This is a genomic window from Pseudomonas sp. LBUM1647, assembly GCF_059716175.1.
Window position 1 is genome coordinate 829,180 of sequence record NZ_CP166809.1, and the last position, 24,625, is coordinate 853,804.

Here is a 24,625-nt window from a genome sequence, read left to right on the forward strand (position 1 = left end):
GTTCAGGACCTGCCGATCGCCGAATAGGTCAAACCGGCTTCCGCCAGTGCCTTGGGCTCGTACAAATTGCGCCCATCGATCACCACGGCCAACTTGAGTTGCTGTTTGAGCCAGGTGAAGTCGACGCTGCGAAAGGCTTTCCATTCCGTGCAGATCACCAGGGCGTCGGCCCCCTTGACTGCCTGGATGCGATCCCCGGCCAGCAACAAGTCGTCTCGCTCACCGTAAAGGCGCCGACATTCCTGCATTGCTTCCGGGTCGTAGGCCTGCACTCTGGCGCCGGCCTTCCACAGGGATTCCATCAGGTCTCTGCTGGGGGCGGCGCGCATATCATCGGTATTGGGTTTGAACGCCAGCCCCCAGACGGCAATGGTTTTGTCCGCCAACTGACCGTCCAGCGCCCGTTCGAGCTTTTTGAACAGGGTGGCTTTCTGTCGTTGGTTGACCGCTTCCACCGCCCTGAGCAATTGCGGGTCGTAGCCGACCTCATGGGCGGTGCGGCTCAGGGCTTGAATGTCCTTGGGGAAACACGAACCGCCGTAGCCGCAACCGGGGTAGATGAAGTCATAGCCGATCCGTGGATCGCTGCCGATGCCATGACGGACTTCTTCGATATCCACGTCGAGGTATTCGGCGAGGTTGGCCATTTCATTCATGAAGCTGATTTTTGTCGCCAGCATGGCGTTGGCGGCGTACTTGGTCAGCTCGGCGGCGCGCCGGCTCATGAACATCAGTTTGTCGTGATTGCGGTTATAGGGCGCGTAGCACTCGCGCATGAGGGTTTTGACCTGCTCCGACGCGGTGCCGATGATGATGCGCGGGCCACGGGTGAAGTCTTCGATGGCGGCGCCTTCCTTCAGAAACTCCGGGTTGGAGCAGACATCGAACGGCAGCTGTACGCCGCGATCTGCCAACACCGCGCGAATGCTCGCCTGGACTTTTTCCCCGGTGCCAACGGGCACGGTGGATTTATCGACGACCACTTTGTAGCCCTGCATGTGCTGGCCGATGGTGTGTGCGACGGCCAGAACGTATTGCAGATCGGCACTGCCGTCTTCATCGGCCGGCGTACCCACAGCAATGAACAGTAAGTCGGCGAAGGCGACGGCTTGCGCAGCATCGGTGGAGAAGAGCAGGCGTTCGGCCTGAACGTTTGTGAGGATCAACGTGCTCAGACCGGGCTCATGAATCGGTATTTCACCGCCTTGCAGCCGCTCGATGCGTTGCGGGTCGATGTCCATGCACATCACTTCATGGCCGACATCGGCAAGGCACGCGCTTGCCACAAGACCCACATAACCGGAGCCGAACACACTGATTTTCATGTTTCGTTATTCCGTCATGCTGGCGCGCAGCCGGGCAATGGCCTGGCTGTGTAACTGACAGGCGCGCGACTCGCTGACTTCCAGCACCAGACCAATCTCCCGCAGGTTGAGTTTTTCGTGATGACACAGTGCGAGCAGCAGTCTTTCCCGCGCTGGAAGGGCGTCAATGGCGCGTATGAGTTGGGCGCGGTTGCGATCATTGACCAGTTCGGCAAAGGGGGTGAGGTGCCGGGAACTGATCGCATCGAGATGCTCTTCGCCCACATCGTCGATGGGCAGCATTTGACTGCCATTGGTGTCATTGAGCACCTGATGGTATTCAGTCAGCGTCAGCCCCATCGCTGAAGCGACTTCGCGTTCTTTCGCAGGTCGCCCCAGCCGTTGCTCCACGCGGTGCATGGCATCCTCCAGCGCACGTGCATTGCGTCGCACGCTGCGGGGTACCCAGTCACGGGTGCGCAGTTCATCGATCATCGCGCCACGGATGCGTTGCGAAGCGAAGGTGCCGAACGTCGCCCCAACGCTAAAGTCATAACGGGTCATGGCATCGAGCAAGCCGATGCTGCCGGCCTGAATCAAATCGTCCAGCTCGATATTGCCTGGCAGCCGGGTTTTCAGACCTAGTGCTTGCCGCCGGACCAAGGGTAGGTACTGCTGGAGCACTTCCTGCTGGTTCATCTTGCCCTGTGCCGTATACATCGTGCGCGCCTGCGAAAGACAAAAAATGGCAATGAGGCATCCGCACAGTTGGAAGCCGCGTGACGCCTGGAGTCGTATAGTCAGGATTATTACTGCTCCCCCGAGCCCCTTAAGCGCGGAACAGCCATGCGCTACACGACATGTTCCCCGCTTAGCTGCGGCGGCAAATGACGAATGGCTCAGTCACTGATTTCATGGATAAGCAACAACCGAATGCCGAGATAACGGTGTGCCGCCTCTTGCAAGTTGTTGAGCAGGCCCTGCCGGGAAAAGCCGGCGTGAAGCGCCAGCACGTGGTCGGGACCGCCTTGTTCGCTGAGCTGGCGTAAGGTCTGAAAGGCTCGGCGGAAGGCGTCAAGGTCGCTGTCGATCCATACCCCCCAGCGCGGTTGCTGGCGAGTCAGGGCTTGCAGATCGCGACGATGCTTATCCACAGGCAACACACGCCAGCGGGAGGGGTGGCCGATCCATTGATGGCCTTGCTGATGCCAGCGTTCAAGGGTTTTATGCGCCGGGCTTGCCGCCTGCGCCGGGCCGAACAGGATCAATGTGCGATCCGGCGTTGGTGGCGGTAACGGAACCCCCTCGTGGACGACGGCGCTGTGATGAGCCTTGTTTTGCTCGGCCCAGCGGCGCAGGCCCGCGGCCTGGTCCAGTGTCTCCGCCGCCGGCCGGGTGTCCGGATCGTTCATGTGCAGACGCGGGTCTGAGTGCTGTCCATGCGCGTAAAGGCATCGCTGACTGTCAGCAAATGCAGTAAGCCTTCAAGAATTCCCGAAGCATGACCGGCACGCTTTTCAGGCAACAGCCCCAGCAGTTGTGCGCGTGCCTGGAAGGCCCAGTCATCGCTGGCGTTGGTCAGCCGTACGGCGGTCGCGGCCAGTCCGGCCGCCAGGTACAAGCGCAGTTCGGCATGCAGGTGCGGCTGAATGTCGACCAATAGCGTCCAGCCACGCCCGGTCAGCTTTGCCAGTTCGTCGTGTTTCAACTGCAGGATGAGGTCGGACACCTGATCCTTCAAAGTCCAATGTGTGTTTTCCCCTGCCAGCCACCAGCGTTGCCCCAGGGACTGGCCGCTATGGCTGTCATGCAGCGTACCGAACCAGGCGCGCAAGGGTTCTTGAGCCGATCCCTTGAGCGTGACCGGTAGATGACTCAGGTTCAGGCGCACGTTGCGGCTGCGGTATCTCAATTCACGAACGCCGAAGTCTTCGCTGTGTGTGGCCAGTGTGCCGAGGCGCTGCTGCTCGCCTTGATACATGACGCGCTGGCTGCCCTTGACTGCGCTCAGCCACGTCTGGCTGTTATGACGCAGCGCATCGAGGGTGTCGCCGCTAGGGCAGGTTGCCCACACATGACGGTGCGTCGGCCAGCGAGGCTGACACCAGCTCAGGCGAGGTTGCGGACCAATCGGCATGCGATGTGTCAGCCATGGGCGGGCCTTCAATTGACCGGCGTTGTCCACCGTCAACAAGGGCATGCTCCAGGAGGCTCCGGCCGTCGGGCGAGGCGCTCCCCACAACAGCAGACCGTTCGGATTGGCAGGTGCCCAGCGCTCCTGCACGCTCAGGAATGCTGCCCAGCGCTGGTGCTGAATCGCTTGGGGCATGCCCATCAATGGCCAGACATCGAGCAACTGCTCAAAACCTGCGATCCGATTGATCAGGCTGTCGCGCAAGGACGAGACCGTCCGGCGCTGACCCAATAAACCGCGCACCAGCGCATCCAGTCGCTGGGCCGTCGAGGCACTCGGTTTTGCGGCAAACAGGGACGGGCGCGAAATATCCAGCGCTTGTTGCATGAAGGTCGAGGCCGCGGGGAGCTGTAAGTCTTCAGGGACTTGCTGACCGACGGACAGGTAGTTCAGCCGCAGACCGTGACGAATAACGGTATCCAGTGCCGGGCCCAGTCGTGCGGCTTCATCGCATTTGCTGATGATGCAGTCATCCAGTGGGCAGCCGGCCGCATGCGCGGCGTCACGATAGGTTTGCACCACTTCTTCGAGGGTGTCGCCATGGCTGGCTGCGTTGATTACCAACATCAGGCGCAACGCTCGGCCGCTGGAACCCAGTTGGTTGATTTGCGTCAGCAGCCGTTGGTCACGCTGGCTCATGCCCACGGTGTCGATGATCACCAGTCGCTTGTCAGCCAATTTGGCAAGCAACGGGCCGAGCGCCGCCGCAGGCCCAAGGGTGTGCAGTTCGACGCCCAGCAGTTGGGCATAGATTTTCAGCTGTTCGTGGGCGCCGATACGGAAACTGTCGGTGGTGACCAGGGCGACCTGACTGGCGCCATGACGCATGACATAACGCGCCGCCAGTTTGGCGGTCGTGGTGGTTTTGCCGACCCCGGTCGGCCCCACCAGGGCAATGATGCTCGCGTGGTCGAATAGCTCGGCCTCGTCACCAAGCTGGTTCAATTGGCTGTCTAGTTTTTGCGTCAGCCAAGCGTGCAACCTTGCAGGTGTGGCGTCAGACCCTTGGAGTTGGGGCGGTGTCGTGCCGAGCAACTCCTCGCTCAGACGTGCGCTGAAACCTGCGTCGAGAAGCCATTGGGTTAATTGAGGCCGGCAGCCTTGGTCGTTGACTGAGCGTTCTGCCTGGCGATCGATGAGCAGGCGCATGTCCTGAATTTCGTTCAGCAGACGTTCACTTAACGCGGTGAAATCCATGGTGCTTGCTGGCGTCGGGTTCGCGGTAACGGGCGAATCAACAGGCTTGGGTCGTGTCGAAAACGCGCTGATCTGATTGGCGTAAGCGGCCGCGGCGTGGTGAAGGCTGACCGGCACCGGGTCGTCGTCTGATTCCGTCGGGGTGGCAAGACGCAATGGCGTAAAAGCGTGCGCGGGTGTTTCTTCGGCCAGCGCCATGATCTCGACGCCTTCGTCGGTCATGCGGCTCGACAGGATCAAGGCCTCCTCACCCAGGACGAGACGCACCTGATTCATGGCTTCGCGACTGTTGGCGCCGATAAATCGTTGAGCACTCACTTGGGTGTTCCTCCGATCACGTTAATCATTCGAAGTGTGCGGTCATCCGGAATTTCGCTCAGGGAGATCACCGTCAACTGACGCAGGCGTCGGCGCAAGAAACGCGACAGCACCGGACGCAGCTTGTTCGGCACGACCAGCACGGGCGGCTCGGTGCTGACTTCCTGGCGTTTGAGGGCCAGTGTGGTTTGTTGCATCAGGTTGTCCGCCAGAGTGGGCTCCAGCGCCCCACCATTACCGACGGCCTGCATCAGCACCTGCTCAAGGTTGAAGTCCAGACCGATGACTTTCAGTTCGGATTTGTTGGCAAACAACTGATTGACGATCGAGCGACCCAGGGCGATGCGCACGACGGCCGTCAGTTCCTGAACATCGGGTGGTTGTTGCACGCCGCCGTGTTCGGCCAGGGCATCGAGAATTGTGCGCATGTCACGGATCGAGACGTTTTCTTCCAGCAGGTTCTGCAGCACACGTTGCAATACCGTCAGCGACACCAGCTTGGGCACGACTTCGTCGATCAGCCCTTTGCTGTCGGGACCGAGCTTGTCCAGAAGCTTCTGGACTTCACCGCGGCCCAGCATGTCTTTGGCGTGCTGATGCAACAGATGGTTGAGGTGGGTGGCTGTCACGGTGCTGGCGTCGACCACGGTGTAGCCATAAATCTGCCCGTGCTCACGCAGGTTCGGATCGATCCAGATAGCCGGTAAACCAAACGCCGGATCCACCGCCTCTGTGCCTTCAAGCTCGTTGGTGACTTTGCCGGGATTGATGGCCAGCCACTTGCCGGGAAAGACTTCGCCACGTCCGATCTCGACGCCTTTGAGGCTGATGATGTAGGTGTTGGGAGATAACTCCAGCTTGTCGCGCACATGCACCACGGGCGGTAGAAAACCCACGTCTTGGGCGAACTTTTTGCGCAGGCTTTTGATTCGGGTGATCAGCTCGCCTTGCTGGCGCGCATCCACCAATTGAATCAGCCGGTGGCCGACGCGCAAGCTCAGCGTATCCACCAGTTGCACATCATCCCAGGAGGCTTCGGAGCTTTGTGACGCCGATTTGGGCAGCAGGGTCTGGGTGGAACTTTCTTGCGGTAGCTCCTCTTGTCGGGAGAACCACCAGCCCAGCCCGCCCAACAGTCCGGTGAGGATCAGAAACACCAGGTTCGGCATGCCCGGTACCAGCCCGAGCAAACCCATCACGCCCGCCGTCATCATCAGCACCTTTGGCCGACTGAACAGCTGGCCCATCATCTGTTGGCCAACGTCTTGTTCGGTATTGACCCGCGACACTGTGACACCGGCGGCAATCGAAATTACCAAGCCAGGAATCTGCGCCACCAGACCGTCACCGATGGTCAGCATGGTGTACGTGTGGGCGGCGTCGGCGAAGGCCATATCGTGCTGCAGGATGCCGATGGCGAGGCCGCCAATGATGCAGACGCCCATGATGACCAGGCCGGCCACGGCGTCGCCCCGCACGAACTTGCTGGCACCGTCCATGGAACCGAAGAAGTCGGCTTCCTGGGCGACTTCCTTACGACGTTGACGGGCTTGCGGTTCGCCGATCAGGCCGGCGTTCAGGTCGGCATCGATCGCCATCTGCTTGCCAGGCATCGAGTCCAGCGTAAAGCGCGCGCCGACTTCGGCGATTCGTCCGGCCCCCTTGGTAATCACCATGAAGTTGATGGTCACCAGAATCAGGAACAGCGCCAGACCCACGGCAAAGTTACCGCCCACCAGAAACTCGCCGAAGGCCTCAATGACCTTCCCCGCGGCGTCGGTGCCGGTGTGGCCCTCCATCAGAATCACCCGCGTCGAGGCCACGTTGAGTGACAGGCGCAGCAACGTGGTGAACAGCAGCACCGAGGGAAACGCCGAGAAATCCAGTGGTTTCTCCGTGAGCATGCTGACCATCAACACCATGATCGCCAGCGCGATGTTGAAGGTGAACAGCAAGTCCAGAATAAACGTCGGCAGCGGCAGGATCATCATCGACAGGATGAGGACGATCAGCACGGGCCCGGTCATGATCTTCAGGTCGGTTCTGGCCAGCCAGGAGTCAGGGCCGAGTAAATCGGTCATTCCTTTCATTCGTTCTGTTCATCCTCAGGTTTAGCGTTACGCGGGCCACGCTGGTCCATACCCGGCGGCACGGACAGGTTCACCGGGGTTGGTGGCACGTCACCGCCATGCTCACTGACGCGCTTGAGGCGTATGGCCCAGGCCACGACTTCAGCGACAACGGTGTACAGCTCAATGGGAATTTCACGATCGAGATCGACGTGAAAGTAAAGGGCGCGGGCCAGCGGCGGGGCTTCGAGGATGGGCAAGTGATGTTCCCGTGCAATGTCGCGAATACGCAGAGCCACATCATCCGCCCCTTTGGCGACCACTCGGGGAGCGCCGTTCTGATCCTTTTGATAGGACAGGGCTACCGCGAAATGGCTGGGGTTGGTGACGATGACGTCGGCCTTGGGCACCTTGCTCATCATGCGTCGCCGGGCGCGTGCCTGTTGCAGCTGACGAATCCGCGCCTTGATATGCGGGTCGCCATCAGCGTTTTTGTGTTCCTGGCGCTGCTCTTCCTTGGACATGCGCAGGTTCTTCGCGTAAGTCCACAACTGATAAGGCGCGTCCATGCCAACCACGATAATCAAGGCGGCCACGCACATTGCGCAGGATTTGGCGGTTAACCCAATGACCGCTGTCAAGGCTTGCTGCACCGGCATTTGCGGCAAGGCCAGCAGCTGGCCGATGTGCGCTTTGAGGAAGAAATAGACCACCGTACCGATTAGCGTTGCCTTGGCGATGGCTTTCGCCAACTCAACCAGCACCTGCACGGAAAAAAGCCGCGCCAGCCCGCTGATCGGGTTAACCCTTGAAAACTGCGGACGCACCGCCGCCAGGGTAATCACCAATCCGCCCAGCAGCGCCGGGGCGGCCAGGGCCGCGAGTGTCATCAGGGCGAAGAACGGCACCAAGGCGAACAGCGCGATCTGGCTCAATGACCAGAGCCCACTGAGCATGCGTGCCGTGTCGAACAGTTGTGCCCGGTCAAACAGCAACGCCTGCTCCATGACCTGTCCCAGGCTGTCATACAGCTTGCCACCCATGATCCACAGCCCGCCGATGCCGGCCAGCAACATGACGAAGGTGTTCATTTCACGAGAACGGGCGACCTGACCCTGTTCGCGGGCCTTCTCAATTCGTCGCGGCGTCGCCGCTTCGGTCTTGTCCTCTCTGCTGGTCTCGGCCATGGCTCTCCGGGCGCCTGCGGCGACCCGCGCGACATGTCAAAGGTCGTCATTGTGCGCAGCAGCCAAGAGCACTGATCGTGGAAACACCACGCACAATCGAGCGCTAATGTCGGGTTTGTTCCGCCGGTTTGCTTGTGGAGGGCTCGGGCGGTGCCGGCTCCGGTGCATCCAATGGGCCGTATTCGTCCTGAGACAGAATCTTCTGCGCAACGCGGCTGTCCAGAACGATGATTTCGATCCTGCGGTTGGCGGCGTCATAGGGGCCGGCGCCGTGGAAGCGAATGCGATCGGACATGCCAGAGACACGCAATAGCTTGTCCGAGTCCAGGCCACCGGCGACCAGTTCCTGGCGAGAAGCTTTGGCGCGGTCGGCGGACAAGTCCCAGTTGTTGTAGCCTGCCTCTCCGCCTGGATACGGGTGGCTGTCGGTATGCCCGCTGATTTGAATGCGATTGGGCAGTTCGTTGAGCACCGGCGCGAAGGTCCTCAGCAGTTTGCGTAAATACGGCGCGACATTGGCGCTGCCCAGTTCAAACATCGGGCGTTTGTCGGTGTCGAGCAATTGCACGCGCAAACCTTCCGGGCTCAGCTCAATAGAGATCTGTTGCTTGAGCTCCCGCAGTTGTGGATCGCGTTCCACCGCGTTTTCCAGCCGATGCTTGAGTGACTCCAGATGACGACGCTCCTCGCTGGACAAGCGTTTGGGACGCTGATCCATTCGTGCCCGCTCGCCTTCAGAGAAGCGTTGGTCGGGGCCTCCGCCGGGAATGGCGCTGGTGCTTGCCGAGTTGCGATCCCCTTTGCTCATGGCGACCAGCAACGGTGTACTGAAGTATTCGGCAATCGCTTCCTTATCGCTTTTGCTGGCGTTGGACAGCACCCACAACACCAGAAACAGCGCCATGAGTGCGGTCATGAAGTCGGCGAAGGCAATTTTCCAGGCGCCACCATGGTGCCCGTGAGCGGCCTTTTTCTTGCGCCGTATGATGATCGGTTGATCATTCATACTCATTCGATCCCGGGTTGGCTGCTACCGCCACGCACATAGCTTTCCAGCTCCAGTGCACCGGGTCTTTCGCTGGTGTGCAGGGCCTTGCGACCGAACTCCACGGCTAACTGTGGGGGCATACCTTGCACGCTCGCCAACAGCGTGACGCGGATACACTGCAGCATCTTGGCGGACTCGGCAGCTTGGCGATCGATACGACTGGCCAGCGGCGCAACCAGGCCGTAGGCCAGGTAAATCCCGAGGAAGGTTCCGACCAGGGCATGAGCAATCATCTGCCCCATCAAATCCGGACCGACGTCGACTGCACTCAGGGCTTTGACTACCCCCATGACGGCCGCGACGATACCGAAGGCCGGCAAGGCATCGCTGACTTTGTACAGGGCGTCGGCGGGCAAATGAGCTTCGTGCTCGAACTCTTCAATTTCGTGCAGCATCAGTTCGTCGAGTTCATGGGCCTGCATCGCACTACTGACCAACAGGCGCAGGTAATCGGTGATGAAATGGATGATCATCGGGTCGGATACCAGCCGTGGATACTGGGCAAAAATCGGGCTCTGGTCGGGCTCGTCGATATCCCGTTCCAGGGACAGCATGCCTTCACGTCGTGCTTTGCTCAGCAAGGCGTACATCATTGCCATCAGTTCCAGGTACAACGTTTTGTCGTACTTGGCGCTGCGCTTGAATCGCGAGACCGCGTTGAGCGTGGCCCTGATCGCCTTGCCATTATTCGCGGCGATGAACGCACCGATACCGGCCCCTCCAATCATCAGCAGTTCGGTCGGTTGATACAGTGGGCCGAGGCTGCCACCGGACAGGACGAAGCCACCGAACACCGACAAAAGTACAACGATAAGTCCTAATGCGATGAGCACGTGGTCGTTCCTTGAATTTAAGAAATAAATGACCTGCTGGATATCGGCAGATGTATTGAAAACTTGAAATTATTTCTTTCGGGGCGGGCGGCGGGAGAGGGTTGGCAAGGTGAAAAGGGGTAAACCCGATCCGTCGGATTTACCCGCTCTTTTTGCGAGTGGTGAGGGGGGGGGCGCAAGGCGGTGGTTGTTAGCGTTTACGCCTTGCGTACGGGTGGCAGGTTTTCGAGTAGCTGGGCGTCGATGTCTCGACGTTTCAAGGTTTTTCCTGCGCGTGAGGGCGGTTGGCAAATGCCGCAGACGTAGTGCTGTGTTGGAGCATGAGAATGGGCGACGAACTCGCCTGAGCAGCACGAACAACGGATCAGCTCAAGCATGTCGCTTTCAAAAAAACGTACGAGGGTCCAGGCCCGGGTAAGGCCGAGTACCAGTTCCCCTTCTTGATCGCCCACCTGCTCCAGATACAGACGATAGGCTTTGACGAATGCATCGATCCGGTATCCGCCGATTTCGATCATGCTGCGATACATGCCGTAGAACAGGGACGAGTGAATGTTCGGTAACCATGTCACGAACCAGTCGGTGGAGAAGGGCAGCATGCCCTTGGGTGGGGAGGCTCCTCGAACTTCTTTATACAGGCGGATCAGTCGGCCCCGGCTGAGCGAGGTCTCGGTTTCCAGCACCTGCAGTCGCGCACCCAGTTCAATCAATTCGATTGCCAGTTGCACCTGCTGCATTTCGGTGACCAGGCTTTTTTCTGACATGGATCAGCCTTCCCCGATTCGCATATTGCCTGAGCGATCGGCGGCGGCCATCAGCAGTGCAGAATGAATTTCCACCATGCCCAGTTCACGAGAGTTGCCCAGGACCTTGGACAAACGGTCTGTCTCTTCGAAAACAGGGCGACAAATCAATTGATTGACCCGGGCTAGCTGGGTCATTTGCTTGCTGCTCAGTTTGGTTAGCAGGTCCGCCATTTTTTCGCTGAGTTTCAGGCGGAAAATGGCGATCTCCCGATCTTTACGCAACAGGTTTTGGGCCAGTAATAAATAGGAAAGATTCAGGTCCTGGATGTCTTCAAGCTCAGTGTTGGTATTTGGCAACTTCTACCCCTCCCGATGGGTACTACAGTTCGGCGCGCCTTGGCGGCGTGACCTCTGGCAGACAGGTGCTGCAAATCGACAAGTACTAAAAACAGGGTGCTGTTGCTTTTCAGGCAAGCGCCATGTCGTCTCTTTTTTTTGGTTATTCACACGCTCGACCATCCGCTCGCAGGTCGTGAATACCGTCTTTTTAATTTTTTCTAAAGTATCAACTAAAACGTACGATAACAGACCGAGGCAGACTATTTATTGTCTGTTGTCAGGGCTTTTGCGCACGTCGAAGATAGTTTCATATCAATGTGTCGTGACTTGATGCGGCTTGTACGTGCCTGTTATTTTTTTCGATACAAATAGCGGCTAATTGGTATCACGCTATTGGTTGGCACTCGGTAAGCATTGTTTAAGTCGCTCTTTCGACGATTGATTTGCATGAGTTCACCCAAGTCATTCTGGCGGGCATGCAAGAACGAATTCACCTGTTCATCCAGCGTGAGGATTTGCCTGATCAGTTCAAGTTTTTGTTGCTGGCCGGCATCGTCAAGTTCGATTTTGTTTTCAGCACGACGTAAGTAGGCCGCATCGATCAATCCTTGGGACTTTAAGGCGAAGATGCCATCCCAATCGGATTTTTCTGCACATTCGAGTATGCGTTGTGATTGTTCGAGTAGGTGTTCATAAGCGGCGATCAGTTGTGCTTGCATCATGTCTACCGCTCTTCCTCGATGTGCGAACCAATGGCGAGCCAGGCTGCGGCGACACTCTCCAGCAACTCGGCGGCAGTGGTGAGCGCTGTTTCGTCATTGTTGAGATTTGCTCGAAGCAGCACACGAACAACGTAGTCGTAGAGCTGGTCAAGTTGCACGGCAATGTCGCCTCCTTGCTCGAGATCCAGTGAGGCGCGCAAGCCCTTACTGACAATATTGATTGCCTTGGTAATGGCCTTGCCTTTTTCGGCGATGTGGCCGGCCTGCATATGCAGGCGTGCGACACGAATCGACGTCTGGTAGCTGTCGAACAGCATCACGATCCGTTGGTGGGGAGAGGCCGCCAAAATGCCGCTTTCTACGCCCACCTTGGCGTAAGCATTCGCGTCTCGAATGGAACTCATCTAATTTGCTCCGCAGTAGGGTCGTCAATCATCGCTGTTAAGTGCATCAAACTGGGTCGTCAGATAATCAGCAGTTGAGTTCAATGACGATATCAAGGTATCGAGTTGGGTGAACTCTTCTGTCCAGCGAGCCATTTCGGAGTCGATGAGCGCCTGTTTCTCTTCATAACGCTCCTCAAGTTCCTCCAGTTTGGATTCCAGGCTGTCGGTTTTGGCGACGATCAGGCCGTCATCTTCGTCCAGATAGTTGTCCAGATCGGTCGACATCTGGGTAATAAAGCCTGTGGTGTCATCGGTGCCGATAAAGAACTCCGAGACAGCATCAATGTCGTCTTCGAGCGCAGTCGTGAGGGCGTCTTCATCAATCAGCAAGGTGCCATCGACTTCCAGGGAAATACCCAGCTGGGACAGGTAGCTGTAAGTTCCGCTCCCAATAGCGCTGTAGAGATCACTGCTCAATTCACTGCTGATTCGCCGGGTGGTCGAGTCTCCCAGCAGTTCACCTGCCGTATCCGCATCCGCGTCATAGGAGGTCAACTCATCCACGGTCGTGACGTAATCGTTGTAGGCATCGACGAAAGCGGTAATGGCGTCGAGGATGGCGTCGGTGTCCTGAGCAATCGTCAGGGTTTGCGAGCTGCCGGTGGCGGACAGGTTCAGGGTGACCCCTTGCAAGGCATCTTCGACGGTATTGCTTTGGCTCGAAATGGCGATGCCGTTGATCGTGAGTTCTGCGTCCAGGGCTTCGGCCGTCTCGGTCATGTTGCCTGTGGTGCCGTCGTAACCGAACAGGCTCGACGCTTCATCGGTGCTGTCCGTGCCGGTGTAGGTCACGGTCATTTCTGATTCGGTTCCGGTGCTGTCTGATGTCAGCACCAGGCGGTACGGTGTGTCGCTGCCGTCATTGACGATCGAGGCAGTCACGCCGGCATCGGCCGCGTTGATGGCGTCGCGGATACCTTCCAGCGTGTTGTTGCTGCTGTCGAGGGTGATCGACACCGCCTGTTCCGTACCCACTTGCAGGGTCAGTGTGCCGGTGCCCAGTACGGTGGTCTTGTCCGCGATGCCATCGGTGGTGAGGCTTTGTGCCTGGGCCAGTTGTGTCACTTCCAGCGTATAGGTGCCGGCCTCGGCTTCGCTGGTGGTTGCCGCCGTCACGCCGCTGCCGGACAAGGTCGTGGTCAACGATTCGTAAAGGCTCTCATCGGCCAGGGCTTCGACCGCTGATTGCAGGGTGGTCAAGGCGCTCGTCAACGTGCCATAGGCTGATATTTCGGCCTCCACCGAGTCCTCTTGTGCGGTGATCGGGTCCAGCAGGCTGGTTTCTTTTGAGTCTTCCAGGCTTTCCAGAATGGTGTCCAGATCCAGTCCGGAGCCGACGCCCAGGGAAGTGATGGTTGCGGTCGAACTGGTGGAGGTGGTCGTTGCCATGTGCGTGCCTGTCCTGGTTTGTGCCTGGCCTGCTCGTTGAGCAAGGTGCTGTGTTCACACTAAAAGGGGTGCGTTTGAACGCAACATCGGCAACCGGCAAACCCGTCTTTAGGGTTCGCGCACTGTTTTTAACGATCTCATCAACAAGGCAGCCCAGTGCCGTGTCACGAAACCCGCAGGCACCGCGGCTTCAGACCTGCATGGCCATCACGTCTTTGTAGGCGGTGAGCAGGCGATTACGCACTTGCACACCCATCTGAAAGGCCACACTGGCTTTCTGCGAGTCAGCCATCACGTCGCTGAGTGAAACCGCGGCACTGCCCGCCTGGAAGGCGTTGGATTGGCTGCTGGCGGTTTGCTGCAGTTGGTTGATGCGCTGCAGCGAGGCCTGCAGCTCTCCGGCGAAACCACTGGCTGGTCCGCTGCTGAAGCTATGAGTGCTCGCGCCTTCGGCCTGCTCGGCAAGGATCGTCAGTTGTTGCAAGGCGTTGGTAAGGGCGGACGAGTTCATGGTGCAAGACCCATATGCAGCGATTAGGCCAGCAGATTACCAAGCCTGCCGGCCTGCACATTCGCTCAATTGACCACAAAACTGACGGCTTTTCCGGCCTTTAGCTTCCGGCATTTTCGCCAGAATGAAGATCTGCCGGCCGTCCCGATTCGCTGCAGTGCCCATGGGTGCTGCCTGAAGCAGGAGGCTGATCGACTACTACTGCTACCGGACTCTGCAATGTCTTTCGTACAGGCCCTATCCTCGCTATCGAGGTGTTCGTGAGTACCGCAGTCCTGGCCAAAGGCGCGCAAAAAAATATTCCGACCCTGACTCGGGCCAAGCCGTTGGAAGCGTTGTCGACGCTGTTTCGCAGTCAGCCCCTATTGCCCATGTTGTTGGCAGGTGCGGCGGTCATCGCGATCGTGGTGGCCCTGCTGCTGTGGGCACGCGAACCGGAATATCGCGTGCTGTTTTCCGGCCTCAGCGAAGCGGACGGCGGACAAATCATCGGTGAGCTGGACAAGCGTGCAATTCCCTATCGTTTGGGCGAGGGTGGCAACACCATCATGGTGCCCAGCGACAAGATGAACGCGTTACGCCTGCAACTCGCCGAGCAAGGGTTACCCAAGGGCGGCAGCATCGGTTTCGAGTTGCTGGACAAGCAGGCCTTCGGTGTCAGTCAGTTTGCCGAGCACTTGAACTATCAGCGCGGCCTTGAAGGCGAGCTGTCACGCACCATCGAGTCCCTGGGGCCGGTGGCCAAGGCGCGGGTTCATCTGGTCATGGCCAAGCAGTCGGTGTTTGTCCGCGACCGTGAAGCGGCGCGCGCGTCTATCGTTTTGACCCTGCAGCCTGGTCGAGAGCTGGGGCAGAGTCAGGCCAACGCGATTGTTCACCTGGTGACTTCCAGCGTGCCGGAGCTGAACGTCGACGCCGTCACCGTGGTCGATCAGAACGGTCGCCTGTTGTCTCAGACCCACGGTGACAACACCGGCCTCGATGGCTCGCAGCTCAGTTATGTGCGTGAAGTCGAACGCTCCTACCAGCGTCGCATCGAAGACATCCTGACGCCGCTGCTGGGCAATCAGAACGTTCATGCGCAGGTGGTCGCTCAGATCGATTTCTCCAGTCGCGAAAGTACCGCCGAACGTTACGCGCCCAATCAGGATCCCAACGAAGCGGCGGTGCGCAGCAAGCAGACATCCGAGCATGTGCTGGAGGGAGACGACGCGGGTCGGGGCGTCCCTGGGGCACTGACCAACACGCCGCCCAATACCCCCGCGCCGACTCGCGCCACCGCGCCAACACCTGCTGCCAACGCCACGAACGCGACAGCCGCCAACACGGCAAATGCCGCCGACACCAAGGGCGGCAAAAGCAGTAACTCGCTACAGAGCGAGCGGATGATCAACTACGAAGTCGACCGTAACGTCGAGCATGTCAAATCGAGCCTGGGCAACATCCAGCGCCTGACGACGGCAGTGGTGGTCAACTATCGCACGGTGCTCAAGGACGGCACGCCGACACCGGAGCCCCTGAGCAAGGAAGAACTGGAGAACATCAACAACCTGGTTCGCCAGGCCATGGGCTTCACGGAAAGTCGTGGTGATGCGCTGCAAGTAATCAACAGCCCGTTTGTTGAAACAGACAGTGCTGTTGCCGAGCAGGCGTGGTGGAAAACCCCCGAGGCCTACAACCTGCTGATGAGCGCCTTGCGCTATCTGTTGGTCGGCTTTGCCGCGTTGACACTGTGGTGGCTGGTACTCAGACCGATGCAGCGCCGCAATGCCGATATGAACCGGCAGGCGCTGGCGAACGTGTCTGAGCCGGGCACTTCACTCGTCCCGACGGCCATGGGCACCGGTGTCATGGTCGCCAACCAGGAAAAACCGCAGCATACCCTGCCGCGCAAGTCGGCCGTGTATGAGCAGAACATGCAGAGCTTGCAGCAGATCGCTGCCGAAGATCCGAGACTGGTCGCCATGATCGTGCGCGGATGGATGAAGAAAAATGACTAACAAGATGAGTGGGTCTCGCCGCAGTGCCATCCTTCTGCTGTCGCTCGATGCCGACAGCGCGGCCGAAGTATTCAAGTTCCTGCCGAGCACGGATGTCGAAGCCATCAGTATGGAGATGGCGCGTCTGAGCCAGGTGTCCCATGAGGAAATGCGCCAGGTTCTCGAAGAGTTCATGGACGAGACCGATCAATATGCGGCCATCAACATTCAGACCAGTGATCATATTCGTGCGGTTTTAACTAAGGCCCTGGGCAGCGAGCGCGCTGCCAGCTTGATCGACGATATTCTGGAGAGCACCAACACCGGCTCCGGCATCGACAAGCTGAACCTGATGGAGGCATCGATTGTTGCCGAGATGATTCGTGACGAGCATCCACAGATCATCGCAACCATCCTGGTGCATCTGGAGCGCCATCAGGCTTCCGATATCCTTCAGATACTTCCCGATCGCCTGCGCAACGACATCATTCTGCGGATCGCTACCTTCAGCGGCGTTCAGCCGGTGGCGTTGCAGGAATTGACGGAAGTACTGGGTGTCATGCTGGATGGCCAAAGCCTCAAACGCAGCAAAATGGGCGGCGTCAGAACGGCGGCGGAAATCCTCAACCTGATGAGTTCCACGCACGAAGAGTTGGCCATCGAAACTGTGCGCCAGCACAACGAAGATCTGGCGCAGAAGATCCTCGACGAGATGTTCCTGTTCGAAAACCTTATCGAGGTGGACGATCGCGGCATTCAGACGCTGCTTCAGCAGGTCGAAAACAACTCGTTGGCGATTGCCCTCAAAGGTGCGCCGCCGGCTTTGCTCGAACGCTTTCTCAACAACATGTCGCAGCGCGCCGCGCAATTGTTCCGTGAGGACATGGAGGCGCGCGGACCGATCCGCATGTCGCAGATCGAGTCTGAACAGAAGGCCATTCTGCAGGTGGTTCGACGCTTGTCCGACAGCGGTGAAATCGTGACGGCACGCGGTAATGACGCTTATGTCTGAATACTCTCGCACACCAGACAGCGACCGTTGGCAACCCTGGCAGATGGACCCGCTGGGCAGCAATGAATTGCCTGCCCATGATCCGGACATGAGCCATCGGGAACGGCTGCGCAAGCAAGCCTTTCAGCACAGGCTGGAAATGCAGGTGCTGCGCGAAAAGACCCTCAGCGAGGCACAGCAGGTCGGCCATGCGCAAGGGGTGGAACAGGGTTATGTCCAAGGCCTGAGCGAAGGTCGTCAGGCCGCCGCCGTGGAGTTGCAGCAGCAGGTTGTGCACACCCTGCAACCGTTGCTGGAGCTGTGCCGGAACTTCGAACAGGCGCTTAAGCAGATGGATGCGCATATTGCCCGCCAGCTGACCCGGATTGCGCTTGATGCCGCGCAGCAATTGGCCGGAGAAGCCCTGACTGCCCAGCCGGAGCAGGTGATCGCCATCGTGCAGAAAATGCTCAACAGCAACCCCGAGCTGACCGGCAAGCCGCGCCTGTGGCTGAACCCGGATGACTTGCAGTTGGTTCATAGCAGCCTTGGCGCGCAGATTGATGCGGCGGGTTGGGCCTTGCACGCCGACACCTCAATGTTGCCCGGTGGCTGTCGAGTGGTCAGCGCCAGCGGTGAGTTGGACGCCACGCGCCAGTCACGCCTGGGGATGCTGAATCGCGGCACCGCGCGGGTGCTGGAGGACGCCGTGGCGATCCTCGGCGAGCAGCCATGATCCCGGGCAACCCGCATGTAGAGCGCTGGAGCGGCGTGCTGGAGACTTTTCAGGGTGAGCAACTGAGGGTTGCGCACTACCTGCGCAGCGGGCGAATCACCCGCGCCACCGGCATGGTGCTGGAGGCGGTGGGTTTGCGCCTGCCGTTGGGCGGAGCCTGCCGCATCGAGCTGGCGGCGCACAGTCACGCGCGTCCGGAGCCCGCTTATGCCGAGGCCGAAGTGGTCGGTTTTGCGGGGGAAATCCTATACCTGATGCCTTTGGAAGAAGTTCACGGCCTGCAACCGGGTGCGAGGGTCTTTGCCTCGGATGACGGTCTGACGGGCGCGTCCGGCGCTCGCTATTTTCCGCTGGGCATGTCGCTGTTAGGCCGGGTGCTGGACAGCAGCGGGCAGCCTCTGGACGGCAGAGGGCCGCTGCTGGGCGCCCATCACGCCAGTTTGCACACTCAGCCGCTCAACCCCCTCAAGCGTGCCCCGATCGATCGTCAGATCGATGTCGGCATCCGCGCCATCAATGCTTTGCTGTGTGTCGGTCGTGGCCAGCGCTTGGGGCTGTTTGCCGGTTCCGGCGTCGGCAAATCGGTCCTGCTCGGCATGATGGCCCGCTACACCCAGGCCGACGTCATTGTGGTCGGGCTGATCGGCGAGCGGGGCAGGGAGGTGCAGGATTTCATCGATAACATCCTGGGCGAAGAAGGCTTGCGCCGTTCTGTGGTCGTCGCGGCACCGGCCGATACGTCGCCGCTGCAACGTTTGCAGGGCGCGGCGTACGCGACGCGCCTGGCCGAGGACTTTCGCGATCAGGGCAAGGACGTTCTGCTGATCATGGATTCGTTGACCCGCTACGCCATGGCCCAGCGCGAAATTGCGTTGGCTGTGGGTGAGCCGCCGGCGACCAAGGGTTATCCGCCGTCCGTGTTTGCCAAGCTGCCGAAACTCGTCGAGCGCACCGGCAATGGTCCGCCCGGTGGCGGGTCGATCACGGCGTTTTATACGGTGCTCAGCGAGGGCGACGATCAGCAGGATCCGATTGCCGATGCGGCGCGGGCGATCCTGGATGGGCACATTGTCCTTTCGCGTCATCTGGCCGAAAGCGGGCATTACCCGGCCATTGATATCGAAGCCTCGATCAGTCGGGCGATGACCGCCATCGTCAGTGAATCGCAGCAGCGCAAGGCGCAACAGCTCAAGCAGACCCTGTCACGTTACCAGCGCAATCGCGACCTGATCAGTGTCGGCGCCTATGCGCCGGGACACGATGCCCAGCTCGACCGCGCCGTCGGTTTGTACCCGCACATCGAGCGGTTTCTGCAACAACGCATCAATGATCGCGCCAGCGTGGAAGAGACCCTGTCCGGGCTCAACCTCTTGTTCCCTGGCAAATGACCCTTTTCTTGTCCCTGGCGAGTAATCACCGATGGCTAATCAATCGCTTGAACTGCTTATCGAGCTGACCGGCAAAGCGCGGGACGTCGCGGCACGCGCCTTGGCGCAGAGCCGTCGCGCCGAGCAGCAGGTGGTCAACCAACTGCGCACGCTCGACCAGTATCAACAGGAGTACCGGCAGAACCTGCAGCAGGAGCTGCTCAAGGAAGGCATGAGCCCCTCTGCGCTGACGAACTACCGTGGCTTTCTCCATTCATTGGAAGAAGCCGTCGATCGTGCGCAAAAAAGCCTGGAGCGCCACCGCAAGCAGGTGGCCCAGCACCAACTGACCTGGCTGGAGCAGTGGCGCAAGGTCAGCGCCATTGAAGCGCTGTTGAGTCGTCGGGCCCTGCAGGAGCGGTTGTTGGCCGGGCGTGTCGAGCAGCGCCAAACGGATGAAATGGCCAGCCAGTTGCGTCGGCGGCCCGGCAATTTTTCGTCCTCCATCGATAGCAGCCACTAAGGGACACCATGGATATCATTGCTTCGTTCGCCCCCTCGTCCGCGGCATCGTCTCAGGCCAGCGCTTCAGGCCAGACGCCGGGCACGACGAGCGAGCCGTTTTCGTTTGTGCTGAGTCAGGTGAGCGAGGCGCCGATGAGCAATGACTTGGCCAGCCCTACTGCTTCGACGGGAGGGGCCAAGGCTCAAACGGATGCGGCAGATTCGAGCGCCGTGCCATCGGCGCCTGCATCGGTGCCCTCGGTTGTCAGCAGTGCCGTAGATGCCGCCACCCGTGACTCGGTTGCGGTTGACGATACCGACCTCGCACCGACTTTGCCGCCCTCCATAATGGCGAGTGTCGTCCCCGAACCCGTCGAGCTGCCGGCCCCAGCCGTTTCGACACCCGCGACACCGCCACTGAACCAGCCACTGGCTCCCACCCCCGCCGAGCCGGATGCCTCGCTCACGGACGACGATCTTGGCCTGGGTCTCTACGCCACGGCAGACGATCTCGTGGCGGATGCCGATCTGAATGCCTCGGACAGTACGCGTGATGCCGGTGGCTCGCTGGAGGATATCCGTCAACGCATGGCGCTGATTGAGAGCGCTGGCCAGCTCGATATTTATTCGATGGTCGTTGCGCCAACGGTTCCTTTACAGGTCACGATCCCCAGCCAGGGTGGTGTACCGGCTGATTCCGACAGTTTGATCAGCACCAACAGTAGCCTGCAGGCCTCGAGCCTGACGTCGGCAGACACAGACGTTGATACCGATCAGGACACTTCCGATCCGCTCGACGTGCAGGACACTGAGCAGGCGTTGGTCGGGACAGTTGTCGATGTGGTGCATGACCTGCGAGTGCAAACCGACAGCACGCCTGTCGACAGCCGGGCCGATGGCTCAGTCACTACCGATGCCCAGAGCAGCTTCAGCCTGGCGGCGCTGACCTTGAACAATGCCGGCGTGACCGGCAGCGACAACGTTGCCAGCAATGGCCTGGTACTCGCGACCGCTGTCGGCACTGCCGAATGGCAGAACGGCCTTGGCCAGCAGATGATCGACATGGTCACGCGTGGCGAGCAACAGGTCGACTTGCGGCTGAACCCTGCCGAGCTCGGCCCGCTGTCGATCAGCCTCAATCTCAATGACGGCAACACTCAGGCGCAGTTCCAGTCAGCGCATGCGTCGGTGCGTGCCGCGGTGGAGCAGGCGTTGCCGCAGTTGCGCGAGGCCCTCGCGGCGCAGGGCATTTCATTGGGGCAGGCCTCGGTCAGCGATGAGTCTTCGCGTCAGACCTCTGGCGATCAGGCTCGGCGCGATTCGCAAGGTAACCGCACAGACGCTCTGATGAGCAGCACCGATTCAGTGTCAGACGTTGATCAGGCGCCGGTGCAGAGCATCGTTGTGCGCAGTTCGGGTGTCGATTTGTACGTCTGAATACCAAATCAAAACAGCGAGATACCGCCGTTACCCTGGTCTTATCGCCCCATGGGAAGACCAGGGCGGTGGTCATACTTGAGCCCTGCCTAACCGTTCTCCTTCATTGCATGGTTCCAGCCAATGACCACTACCCGCAAATTCCCCTGGTTCTTGATTCTGTTGATGGCGCTGGTCGCTGCGGCAGCCAGTTCCGGCGGCATGTACCTCTACATGAGCAAGAACACGGCGCATGCAGACGCGGCGGTGAAAGTAGAAGCCGTCGAGAACACCCCTCAGGCCCCACGGCTGGTCACGATTGCGCCGATGACGGTCAATCTTCAAAACGAACGCGATGAGCAAAGCCTGCTGTATGTGGGGTTTGCGCTGGAAGTCGGAAACGACGCGACGCAGAAGGTCTTGCAGCAGTACATGCCGCAGATTCGCAGCCAGCTTTTGACACTGTTGAGCGGGCAAAACAGCACGCAGCTGGTCAACCCGCAGGGCAAGGAAATACTGGCTGCCAAAATTCTTGAAACACTCAAACAGTCCCTGGCGGCACAGCAGCCTGAACTCTCGGTGCTCAGCGTTCTTTACACCGACTTTATCGTGCAGTAACCCATGGCCATAGACGATTTGCTCTCGCAGGACGAGATCGACATGTTGCTTCGTGGGGGCGACGACAGCGATGCTCTGGATGATGATGTCGATACGTTCAAGGATGCTCTCATCCGTCCGTACGACCCGGCGACTCAGCACCGGGTGATCCACGAGCGCTTGCATGCGCTGGATATCATCAACGAGCGTTTCGCACGCTACTTCCGCATGAGCTTGTTCAACTTGATCAGGCGCAGCATCGACATCACCGTCAAAAGCGTGCGTTATCAAAGTTACAGCGACTTTTCCCTGCACATGCCGATGCCCACCAACATCAATCTGTTGGCGATGAAGCCGTTGCGAGGCACCGCGTTGGTGGTGTTTCCGCCGAGCGTGGTGTTCATGGTGGTGGACAATCTGTTTGGGGGTGATGGTCGCTTCGTGACCAAGTCCGAAGGGCGGGAATTCACCCATACCGAGCAACGCATCATCCAGCGTTTGTTGGGGTTGTCGGTGGACGCTTACAAAGATGCCTGGAAGTCCGTTTACCCGCTGGAAATCGAATATTTGCGTTCGGAGATGCAGGCCAAGTTCGCCAACATCACCAGTTCGCCCAATGAAATCGTGGTGAATGCGACCTTCCATCTGGAGGTCGGCAACCTGTCCAGCGACTTCAACATCGTGATTCCCTATCTGATGATCGAACCGATGCGTCAGTTGCTCAACGGCCCGCTGACCGATACCAATCCTGAAGAGGAGCGGCATTGGAACAAGCGCATGGCCGGCGAGATTACCCATTCCCAGATTGAGCTGATCGCGGACTTTGTCGAGATGGATGCCAGGGTAGGGCAGGTCATGGCGTTGAAAGTCGGCGACGTTTTACCCATCGAACTGCCCGATATCGTCAGTGCGCGTGTCGACGGCGTGCCTGTCATGAGTTGCGAATATGGCAGCCACAACGGTATGCGTGCGTTGCTCGTGAAGGAACTGGTCGATCACTCCCTGAGCCTTGCCTCCTCTTCTACCAGCCGATTCGTGAAGGGCCACGTGTCCACTGCCAAGGAATCCGACCATGACTGATTCAAATAATACCGAGCCGCAAGAGGCCGATGACTGGGCCGACGCCCTGGCCGAGCAGGGCGCCGAGGCTGAGGCCGGCGATCCTTGGGCCATGGCCCTGGCCGAACAGAGCGAGGCAGAGGCGACGGCCGGCAGCGTTGCACCGAGCGTGGGCACCAGCGTCTTCAAACCGTTGGTAGCGCCACAGCCCGCGGCAGCAGCGCGCGAGCTGGAAATGATCATGGATATTCCGGTCAAGCTGAGCGTAGAGCTGGGCCGCACGCGGATCACCATCAAGCAGTTGCTGGAGCTGGCCCAGGGTTCGATGCTGGCGCTCGATGGCCTGGCGGGCGAGCCGATGGACATCTTGATCAACAGCTACCTGATTGCCCAGGGCGAGGTGGTGGTCGTGGATGACAAGTACGGTATCCGGATCACGGAAATCATTACGCCTTCCGAGCGCGTTCAAAAGCTCAACCGATGAGCCTCGTCAGTCAGACTCCGCCGCCCGTGGCCCTTGGCGTCCCTTCGGACAGCCTGATGAACCTGGCGTTGCTCGGCAAGACGGCGCTGGCGCTGGCGCTGGTAGTCGCCTGTGTTTTGCTGTGCGGCTGGTTCGTGCGTCGTGTCGGCGCGCGTCCGCTGTCCCCCGGAAAAGTGATGCGTGTCGTCAGCAGCACAAGCCTGGGCCAGCGCGAGAAAGTGGTGATCGTCGAGGTTCGGGGTCAGTGGCTGGTGCTTGGCGTGACCGCCCAACAGGTCACTGCGCTGTCGCAGATGGACGCTCCGCCCGCCGAATCCGACATCACCGCCGCCATTACCAGCGACAGTTTTGCCGAGCGATTGGCGGGTGCTCTGAAGCGCAACCTCCAGCGCGCAGACAAAGGAACGGGGAGCCCCTCATGAGCGCACCGGTTTGTTTTCAGCGCGGGTTGAAACGGGCGACGCTGTCGGCCGTGTTGCTGCTCGCGTTGATGCCCGATGCTCAGGCAGAACCGGCGATTGAAGGGCTGGCCGCCTTCACCGGGCAGGCGGGAGGCCAGCAATGGTCGCTGAGCCTGCAAACCCTGTTGCTGCTCAGTGCCATGGCATTCCTGCCGGCCGTGCTGCTGATGATGACCGGGTTTACCCGCATCATCATTGTCCTGGGCTTGCTGCGCACAGCCATTGGCACGACGTCCGCGCCACCGAATCAAGTGTTGTTGGGGCTGTCGCTGTTCCTGACGTTTTTCGTCATGTCCCCGACCCTCGATCAGGCTTACGAAAAAGCCTGGTTACCGTTCTCCAAAGACGAGATCACGGTTGAGCAGTTTCTCGACAAGGCAAGTCAGCCGTTTCGCACGTTCATGCTGACCCAGACGCGTCAGGGCGACCTCGCCTTGTTTGCGCGTCTGGCGCAGATCGAGGACTTGCAGGGCCCTGAAGATGTGCCGATGCGGGTGTTGCTCCCTGCCTTTGTCACCAGCGAGTTGAAGACCGCGTTCCAGGCCGGTTTCACCATCTTCATTCCGTTTTTGATCATCGATCTGGTGGTGGCGAGCGTGTTGATGGCGCTGGGCATGATGATGGTCCCGCCGTCCACGATCTCGCTGCCGTTCAAGCTGATGCTGTTTGTGCTGGTCGATGGCTGGCAGTTGCTGCTCGGCTCGCTGGCGCAAAGTTTTTACACCTGA

The 24,625-nt window shown here is 59.5% G+C and carries 25 protein-coding genes; 11 read left to right on the top strand and 14 right to left on the bottom strand.

Translation table 11 applies throughout. From position 1 onward, the window contains the following. Positions 1–2 precede the first annotated feature (2 nt). The 14 genes from ACA059_RS03570 to fliE all read right to left on the bottom strand — a co-directional run bounded on the left by ACA059_RS03570 (position 3) and on the right by fliE (position 14,303). Positions 3–1,325, bottom strand: coding sequence for a UDP-glucose dehydrogenase family protein (locus tag ACA059_RS03570; protein ID WP_497632752.1), 1,323 nt, complete (start codon positions 1,323–1,325; stop codon positions 3–5). 6 nt (positions 1,326–1,331) lie between these two features. Further along, the gene (locus tag ACA059_RS03575) at positions 1,332–2,024 is read right to left on the bottom strand and encodes an RNA polymerase sigma factor FliA (protein ID WP_497632753.1); all 693 of its coding nucleotides are present in this window, start codon (positions 2,022–2,024) and stop codon (positions 1,332–1,334) included. A 179-nt stretch (positions 2,025–2,203) separates the two neighbouring features. Further along, entirely contained in the window at positions 2,204–2,716 is a 513-nt protein-coding gene (locus ACA059_RS03580; protein WP_497632754.1) for a hypothetical protein, read from the bottom strand. Further along, positions 2,713–5,013: a flagellar biosynthesis GTPase FlhF gene (flhF, locus tag ACA059_RS03585; RefSeq protein ID WP_497632755.1), complete on the bottom strand. Its 2,301-nt coding sequence runs from the start codon at positions 5,011–5,013 to the stop codon at positions 2,713–2,715. The genes ACA059_RS03580 and flhF overlap by 4 nt, the downstream gene beginning before the upstream one ends. Continuing rightward, complete coding sequence (gene flhA / locus ACA059_RS03590; protein WP_497632756.1) at positions 5,010–7,103, bottom strand: flagellar biosynthesis protein FlhA; 2,094 nt, start codon at positions 7,101–7,103, stop codon at positions 5,010–5,012. The genes flhF and flhA overlap by 4 nt, the downstream gene beginning before the upstream one ends. Further along, a complete protein-coding gene (gene flhB / locus ACA059_RS03595; protein ID WP_497632757.1) occupies positions 7,100–8,269 on the bottom strand; it encodes a flagellar biosynthesis protein FlhB in 1,170 nt (389 codons plus the stop codon). The genes flhA and flhB overlap by 4 nt, the downstream gene beginning before the upstream one ends. 103 nt (positions 8,270–8,372) lie before the next feature. Next, on the bottom strand, positions 8,373–9,275 hold the full coding sequence (gene motB / locus ACA059_RS03600; RefSeq protein ID WP_497632758.1) for a flagellar motor protein MotB: 903 nt from the start codon (positions 9,273–9,275) through the stop codon (positions 8,373–8,375). 2 nt (positions 9,276–9,277) lie between these two features. After that, on the bottom strand, positions 9,278–10,150 hold the full coding sequence (gene motA, locus ACA059_RS03605; RefSeq protein ID WP_497632759.1) for a flagellar motor stator protein MotA: 873 nt from the start codon (positions 10,148–10,150) through the stop codon (positions 9,278–9,280). A 197-nt stretch (positions 10,151–10,347) separates the two neighbouring features. Then, positions 10,348–10,914, bottom strand: a complete 567-nt coding sequence (flhC, locus tag ACA059_RS03610; protein ID WP_497632760.1) for a flagellar transcriptional regulator FlhC — start codon at positions 10,912–10,914, stop codon at positions 10,348–10,350. Positions 10,915–10,917: 3 nt separating this feature from the next. Next, entirely contained in the window at positions 10,918–11,253 is a 336-nt protein-coding gene (flhD, locus tag ACA059_RS03615) for a flagellar transcriptional regulator FlhD (protein ID WP_497632761.1), read from the bottom strand. Between the two features lie 332 nt (positions 11,254–11,585). After that, positions 11,586–11,957, bottom strand: a complete 372-nt coding sequence (locus ACA059_RS03620; protein ID WP_497632762.1) for a flagellar protein FliT — start codon at positions 11,955–11,957, stop codon at positions 11,586–11,588. 2 nt (positions 11,958–11,959) lie between these two features. Next, positions 11,960–12,361, bottom strand: coding sequence for a flagellar export chaperone FliS (gene fliS / locus ACA059_RS03625; RefSeq protein ID WP_497632763.1), 402 nt, complete (start codon positions 12,359–12,361; stop codon positions 11,960–11,962). 24 nt (positions 12,362–12,385) lie between these two features. Further along, positions 12,386–13,792 carry a flagellar filament capping protein FliD gene (gene fliD / locus ACA059_RS03630; RefSeq protein ID WP_497632764.1) on the bottom strand — a complete coding sequence of 469 codons (1,407 nt, stop codon included), beginning with the start codon at positions 13,790–13,792 and terminating at the stop codon, positions 12,386–12,388. A 190-nt stretch (positions 13,793–13,982) separates the two neighbouring features. After that, the gene (gene fliE, locus ACA059_RS03635) at positions 13,983–14,303 is read right to left on the bottom strand and encodes a flagellar hook-basal body complex protein FliE (protein WP_497632765.1); all 321 of its coding nucleotides are present in this window, start codon (positions 14,301–14,303) and stop codon (positions 13,983–13,985) included. A gap of 260 nt (positions 14,304–14,563) precedes the next feature. On the opposite strand from fliE, the gene fliF reads away from it, so the two are divergent. The 11 genes from fliF to fliP all read left to right on the top strand — a co-directional run bounded on the left by fliF (position 14,564) and on the right by fliP (position 24,625). Next, positions 14,564–16,303 (top strand): flagellar basal-body MS-ring/collar protein FliF, encoded by a 1,740-nt coding sequence (gene fliF / locus ACA059_RS03640; RefSeq protein ID WP_497632766.1) that lies wholly within the window; start codon positions 14,564–14,566, stop codon positions 16,301–16,303. After that, entirely contained in the window at positions 16,296–17,294 is a 999-nt protein-coding gene (fliG, locus tag ACA059_RS03645) for a flagellar motor switch protein FliG (protein ID WP_497632767.1), read from the top strand. The genes fliF and fliG overlap by 8 nt, the downstream gene beginning before the upstream one ends. After that, positions 17,287–18,009 carry a flagellar assembly protein FliH gene (locus ACA059_RS03650; protein WP_497632768.1) on the top strand — a complete coding sequence of 241 codons (723 nt, stop codon included), beginning with the start codon at positions 17,287–17,289 and terminating at the stop codon, positions 18,007–18,009. Before fliG ends, ACA059_RS03650 begins: the two co-directional genes overlap by 8 nt. After that, positions 18,006–19,397, top strand: coding sequence for a flagellar protein export ATPase FliI (fliI, locus tag ACA059_RS03655; RefSeq protein WP_497632769.1), 1,392 nt, complete (start codon positions 18,006–18,008; stop codon positions 19,395–19,397). Before ACA059_RS03650 ends, fliI begins: the two co-directional genes overlap by 4 nt. 31 nt (positions 19,398–19,428) lie before the next feature. After that, entirely contained in the window at positions 19,429–19,899 is a 471-nt protein-coding gene (gene fliJ / locus ACA059_RS03660; protein WP_497632770.1) for a flagellar export protein FliJ, read from the top strand. 8 nt (positions 19,900–19,907) lie between these two features. Beyond that, positions 19,908–21,317 (top strand): flagellar hook-length control protein FliK, encoded by a 1,410-nt coding sequence (locus tag ACA059_RS03665; protein ID WP_497632771.1) that lies wholly within the window; start codon positions 19,908–19,910, stop codon positions 21,315–21,317. Between the two features lie 123 nt (positions 21,318–21,440). After that, the gene (gene fliL, locus ACA059_RS03670) at positions 21,441–21,914 is read left to right on the top strand and encodes a flagellar basal body-associated protein FliL (protein WP_497632772.1); all 474 of its coding nucleotides are present in this window, start codon (positions 21,441–21,443) and stop codon (positions 21,912–21,914) included. 3 nt (positions 21,915–21,917) lie between these two features. After that, complete coding sequence (fliM, locus tag ACA059_RS03675) at positions 21,918–22,973, top strand: flagellar motor switch protein FliM (protein ID WP_497632773.1); 1,056 nt, start codon at positions 21,918–21,920, stop codon at positions 22,971–22,973. Next, entirely contained in the window at positions 22,966–23,436 is a 471-nt protein-coding gene (fliN, locus tag ACA059_RS03680; protein WP_497632774.1) for a flagellar motor switch protein FliN, read from the top strand. Before fliM ends, fliN begins: the two co-directional genes overlap by 8 nt. Beyond that, positions 23,433–23,858, top strand: coding sequence for a flagellar biosynthetic protein FliO (gene fliO / locus ACA059_RS03685; protein WP_497632775.1), 426 nt, complete (start codon positions 23,433–23,435; stop codon positions 23,856–23,858). Before fliN ends, fliO begins: the two co-directional genes overlap by 4 nt. Further along, positions 23,855–24,625: a flagellar type III secretion system pore protein FliP gene (gene fliP / locus ACA059_RS03690; protein WP_497632776.1), complete on the top strand. Its 771-nt coding sequence runs from the start codon at positions 23,855–23,857 to the stop codon at positions 24,623–24,625. The genes fliO and fliP overlap by 4 nt, the downstream gene beginning before the upstream one ends.

Bases quoted from the DNA above. Each gene is read 5' to 3' on its own strand.
- flhB (WP_497632757.1), bottom strand. From the start codon at position 8,269: ATGGCCGAGACCAGCAGAGAGGACAAGACCGAAGCGGCGACGCCGCGA.
- fliS (WP_497632763.1), bottom strand. From the start codon at position 12,361: ATGAGTTCCATTCGAGACGCGAATGCTTACGCCAAGGTGGGCGTAGAA.
- motB (WP_497632758.1), bottom strand. From the start codon at position 9,275: ATGAATGATCAACCGATCATCATACGGCGCAAGAAAAAGGCCGCTCAC.
- fliN (WP_497632774.1), top strand. From the start codon at position 22,966: ATGACTGATTCAAATAATACCGAGCCGCAAGAGGCCGATGACTGGGCC.
- fliE (WP_497632765.1), bottom strand. From the start codon at position 14,303: ATGAACTCGTCCGCCCTTACCAACGCCTTGCAACAACTGACGATCCTT.
- flhA (WP_497632756.1), bottom strand. From the start codon at position 7,103: ATGAAAGGAATGACCGATTTACTCGGCCCTGACTCCTGGCTGGCCAGA.
- flhC (WP_497632760.1), bottom strand. From the start codon at position 10,914: ATGTCAGAAAAAAGCCTGGTCACCGAAATGCAGCAGGTGCAACTGGCA.
- ACA059_RS03570 (WP_497632752.1), bottom strand. From the start codon at position 1,325: ATGAAAATCAGTGTGTTCGGCTCCGGTTATGTGGGTCTTGTGGCAAGC.
- fliI (WP_497632769.1), top strand. From the start codon at position 18,006: ATGATCCCGGGCAACCCGCATGTAGAGCGCTGGAGCGGCGTGCTGGAG.
- fliJ (WP_497632770.1), top strand. From the start codon at position 19,429: ATGGCTAATCAATCGCTTGAACTGCTTATCGAGCTGACCGGCAAAGCG.
- fliM (WP_497632773.1), top strand. From the start codon at position 21,918: ATGGCCATAGACGATTTGCTCTCGCAGGACGAGATCGACATGTTGCTT.
- ACA059_RS03620 (WP_497632762.1), bottom strand. From the start codon at position 11,957: ATGATGCAAGCACAACTGATCGCCGCTTATGAACACCTACTCGAACAA.
- ACA059_RS03575 (WP_497632753.1), bottom strand. From the start codon at position 2,024: ATGTATACGGCACAGGGCAAGATGAACCAGCAGGAAGTGCTCCAGCAG.
- ACA059_RS03665 (WP_497632771.1), top strand. From the start codon at position 19,908: ATGGATATCATTGCTTCGTTCGCCCCCTCGTCCGCGGCATCGTCTCAG.
- ACA059_RS03650 (WP_497632768.1), top strand. From the start codon at position 17,287: ATGTCTGAATACTCTCGCACACCAGACAGCGACCGTTGGCAACCCTGG.
- ACA059_RS03580 (WP_497632754.1), bottom strand. From the start codon at position 2,716: ATGAACGATCCGGACACCCGGCCGGCGGCGGAGACACTGGACCAGGCC.
- fliP (WP_497632776.1), top strand. From the start codon at position 23,855: ATGAGCGCACCGGTTTGTTTTCAGCGCGGGTTGAAACGGGCGACGCTG.
- fliO (WP_497632775.1), top strand. From the start codon at position 23,433: ATGAGCCTCGTCAGTCAGACTCCGCCGCCCGTGGCCCTTGGCGTCCCT.
- fliG (WP_497632767.1), top strand. From the start codon at position 16,296: ATGACTAACAAGATGAGTGGGTCTCGCCGCAGTGCCATCCTTCTGCTG.
- fliD (WP_497632764.1), bottom strand. From the start codon at position 13,792: ATGGCAACGACCACCTCCACCAGTTCGACCGCAACCATCACTTCCCTG.
- fliL (WP_497632772.1), top strand. From the start codon at position 21,441: ATGACCACTACCCGCAAATTCCCCTGGTTCTTGATTCTGTTGATGGCG.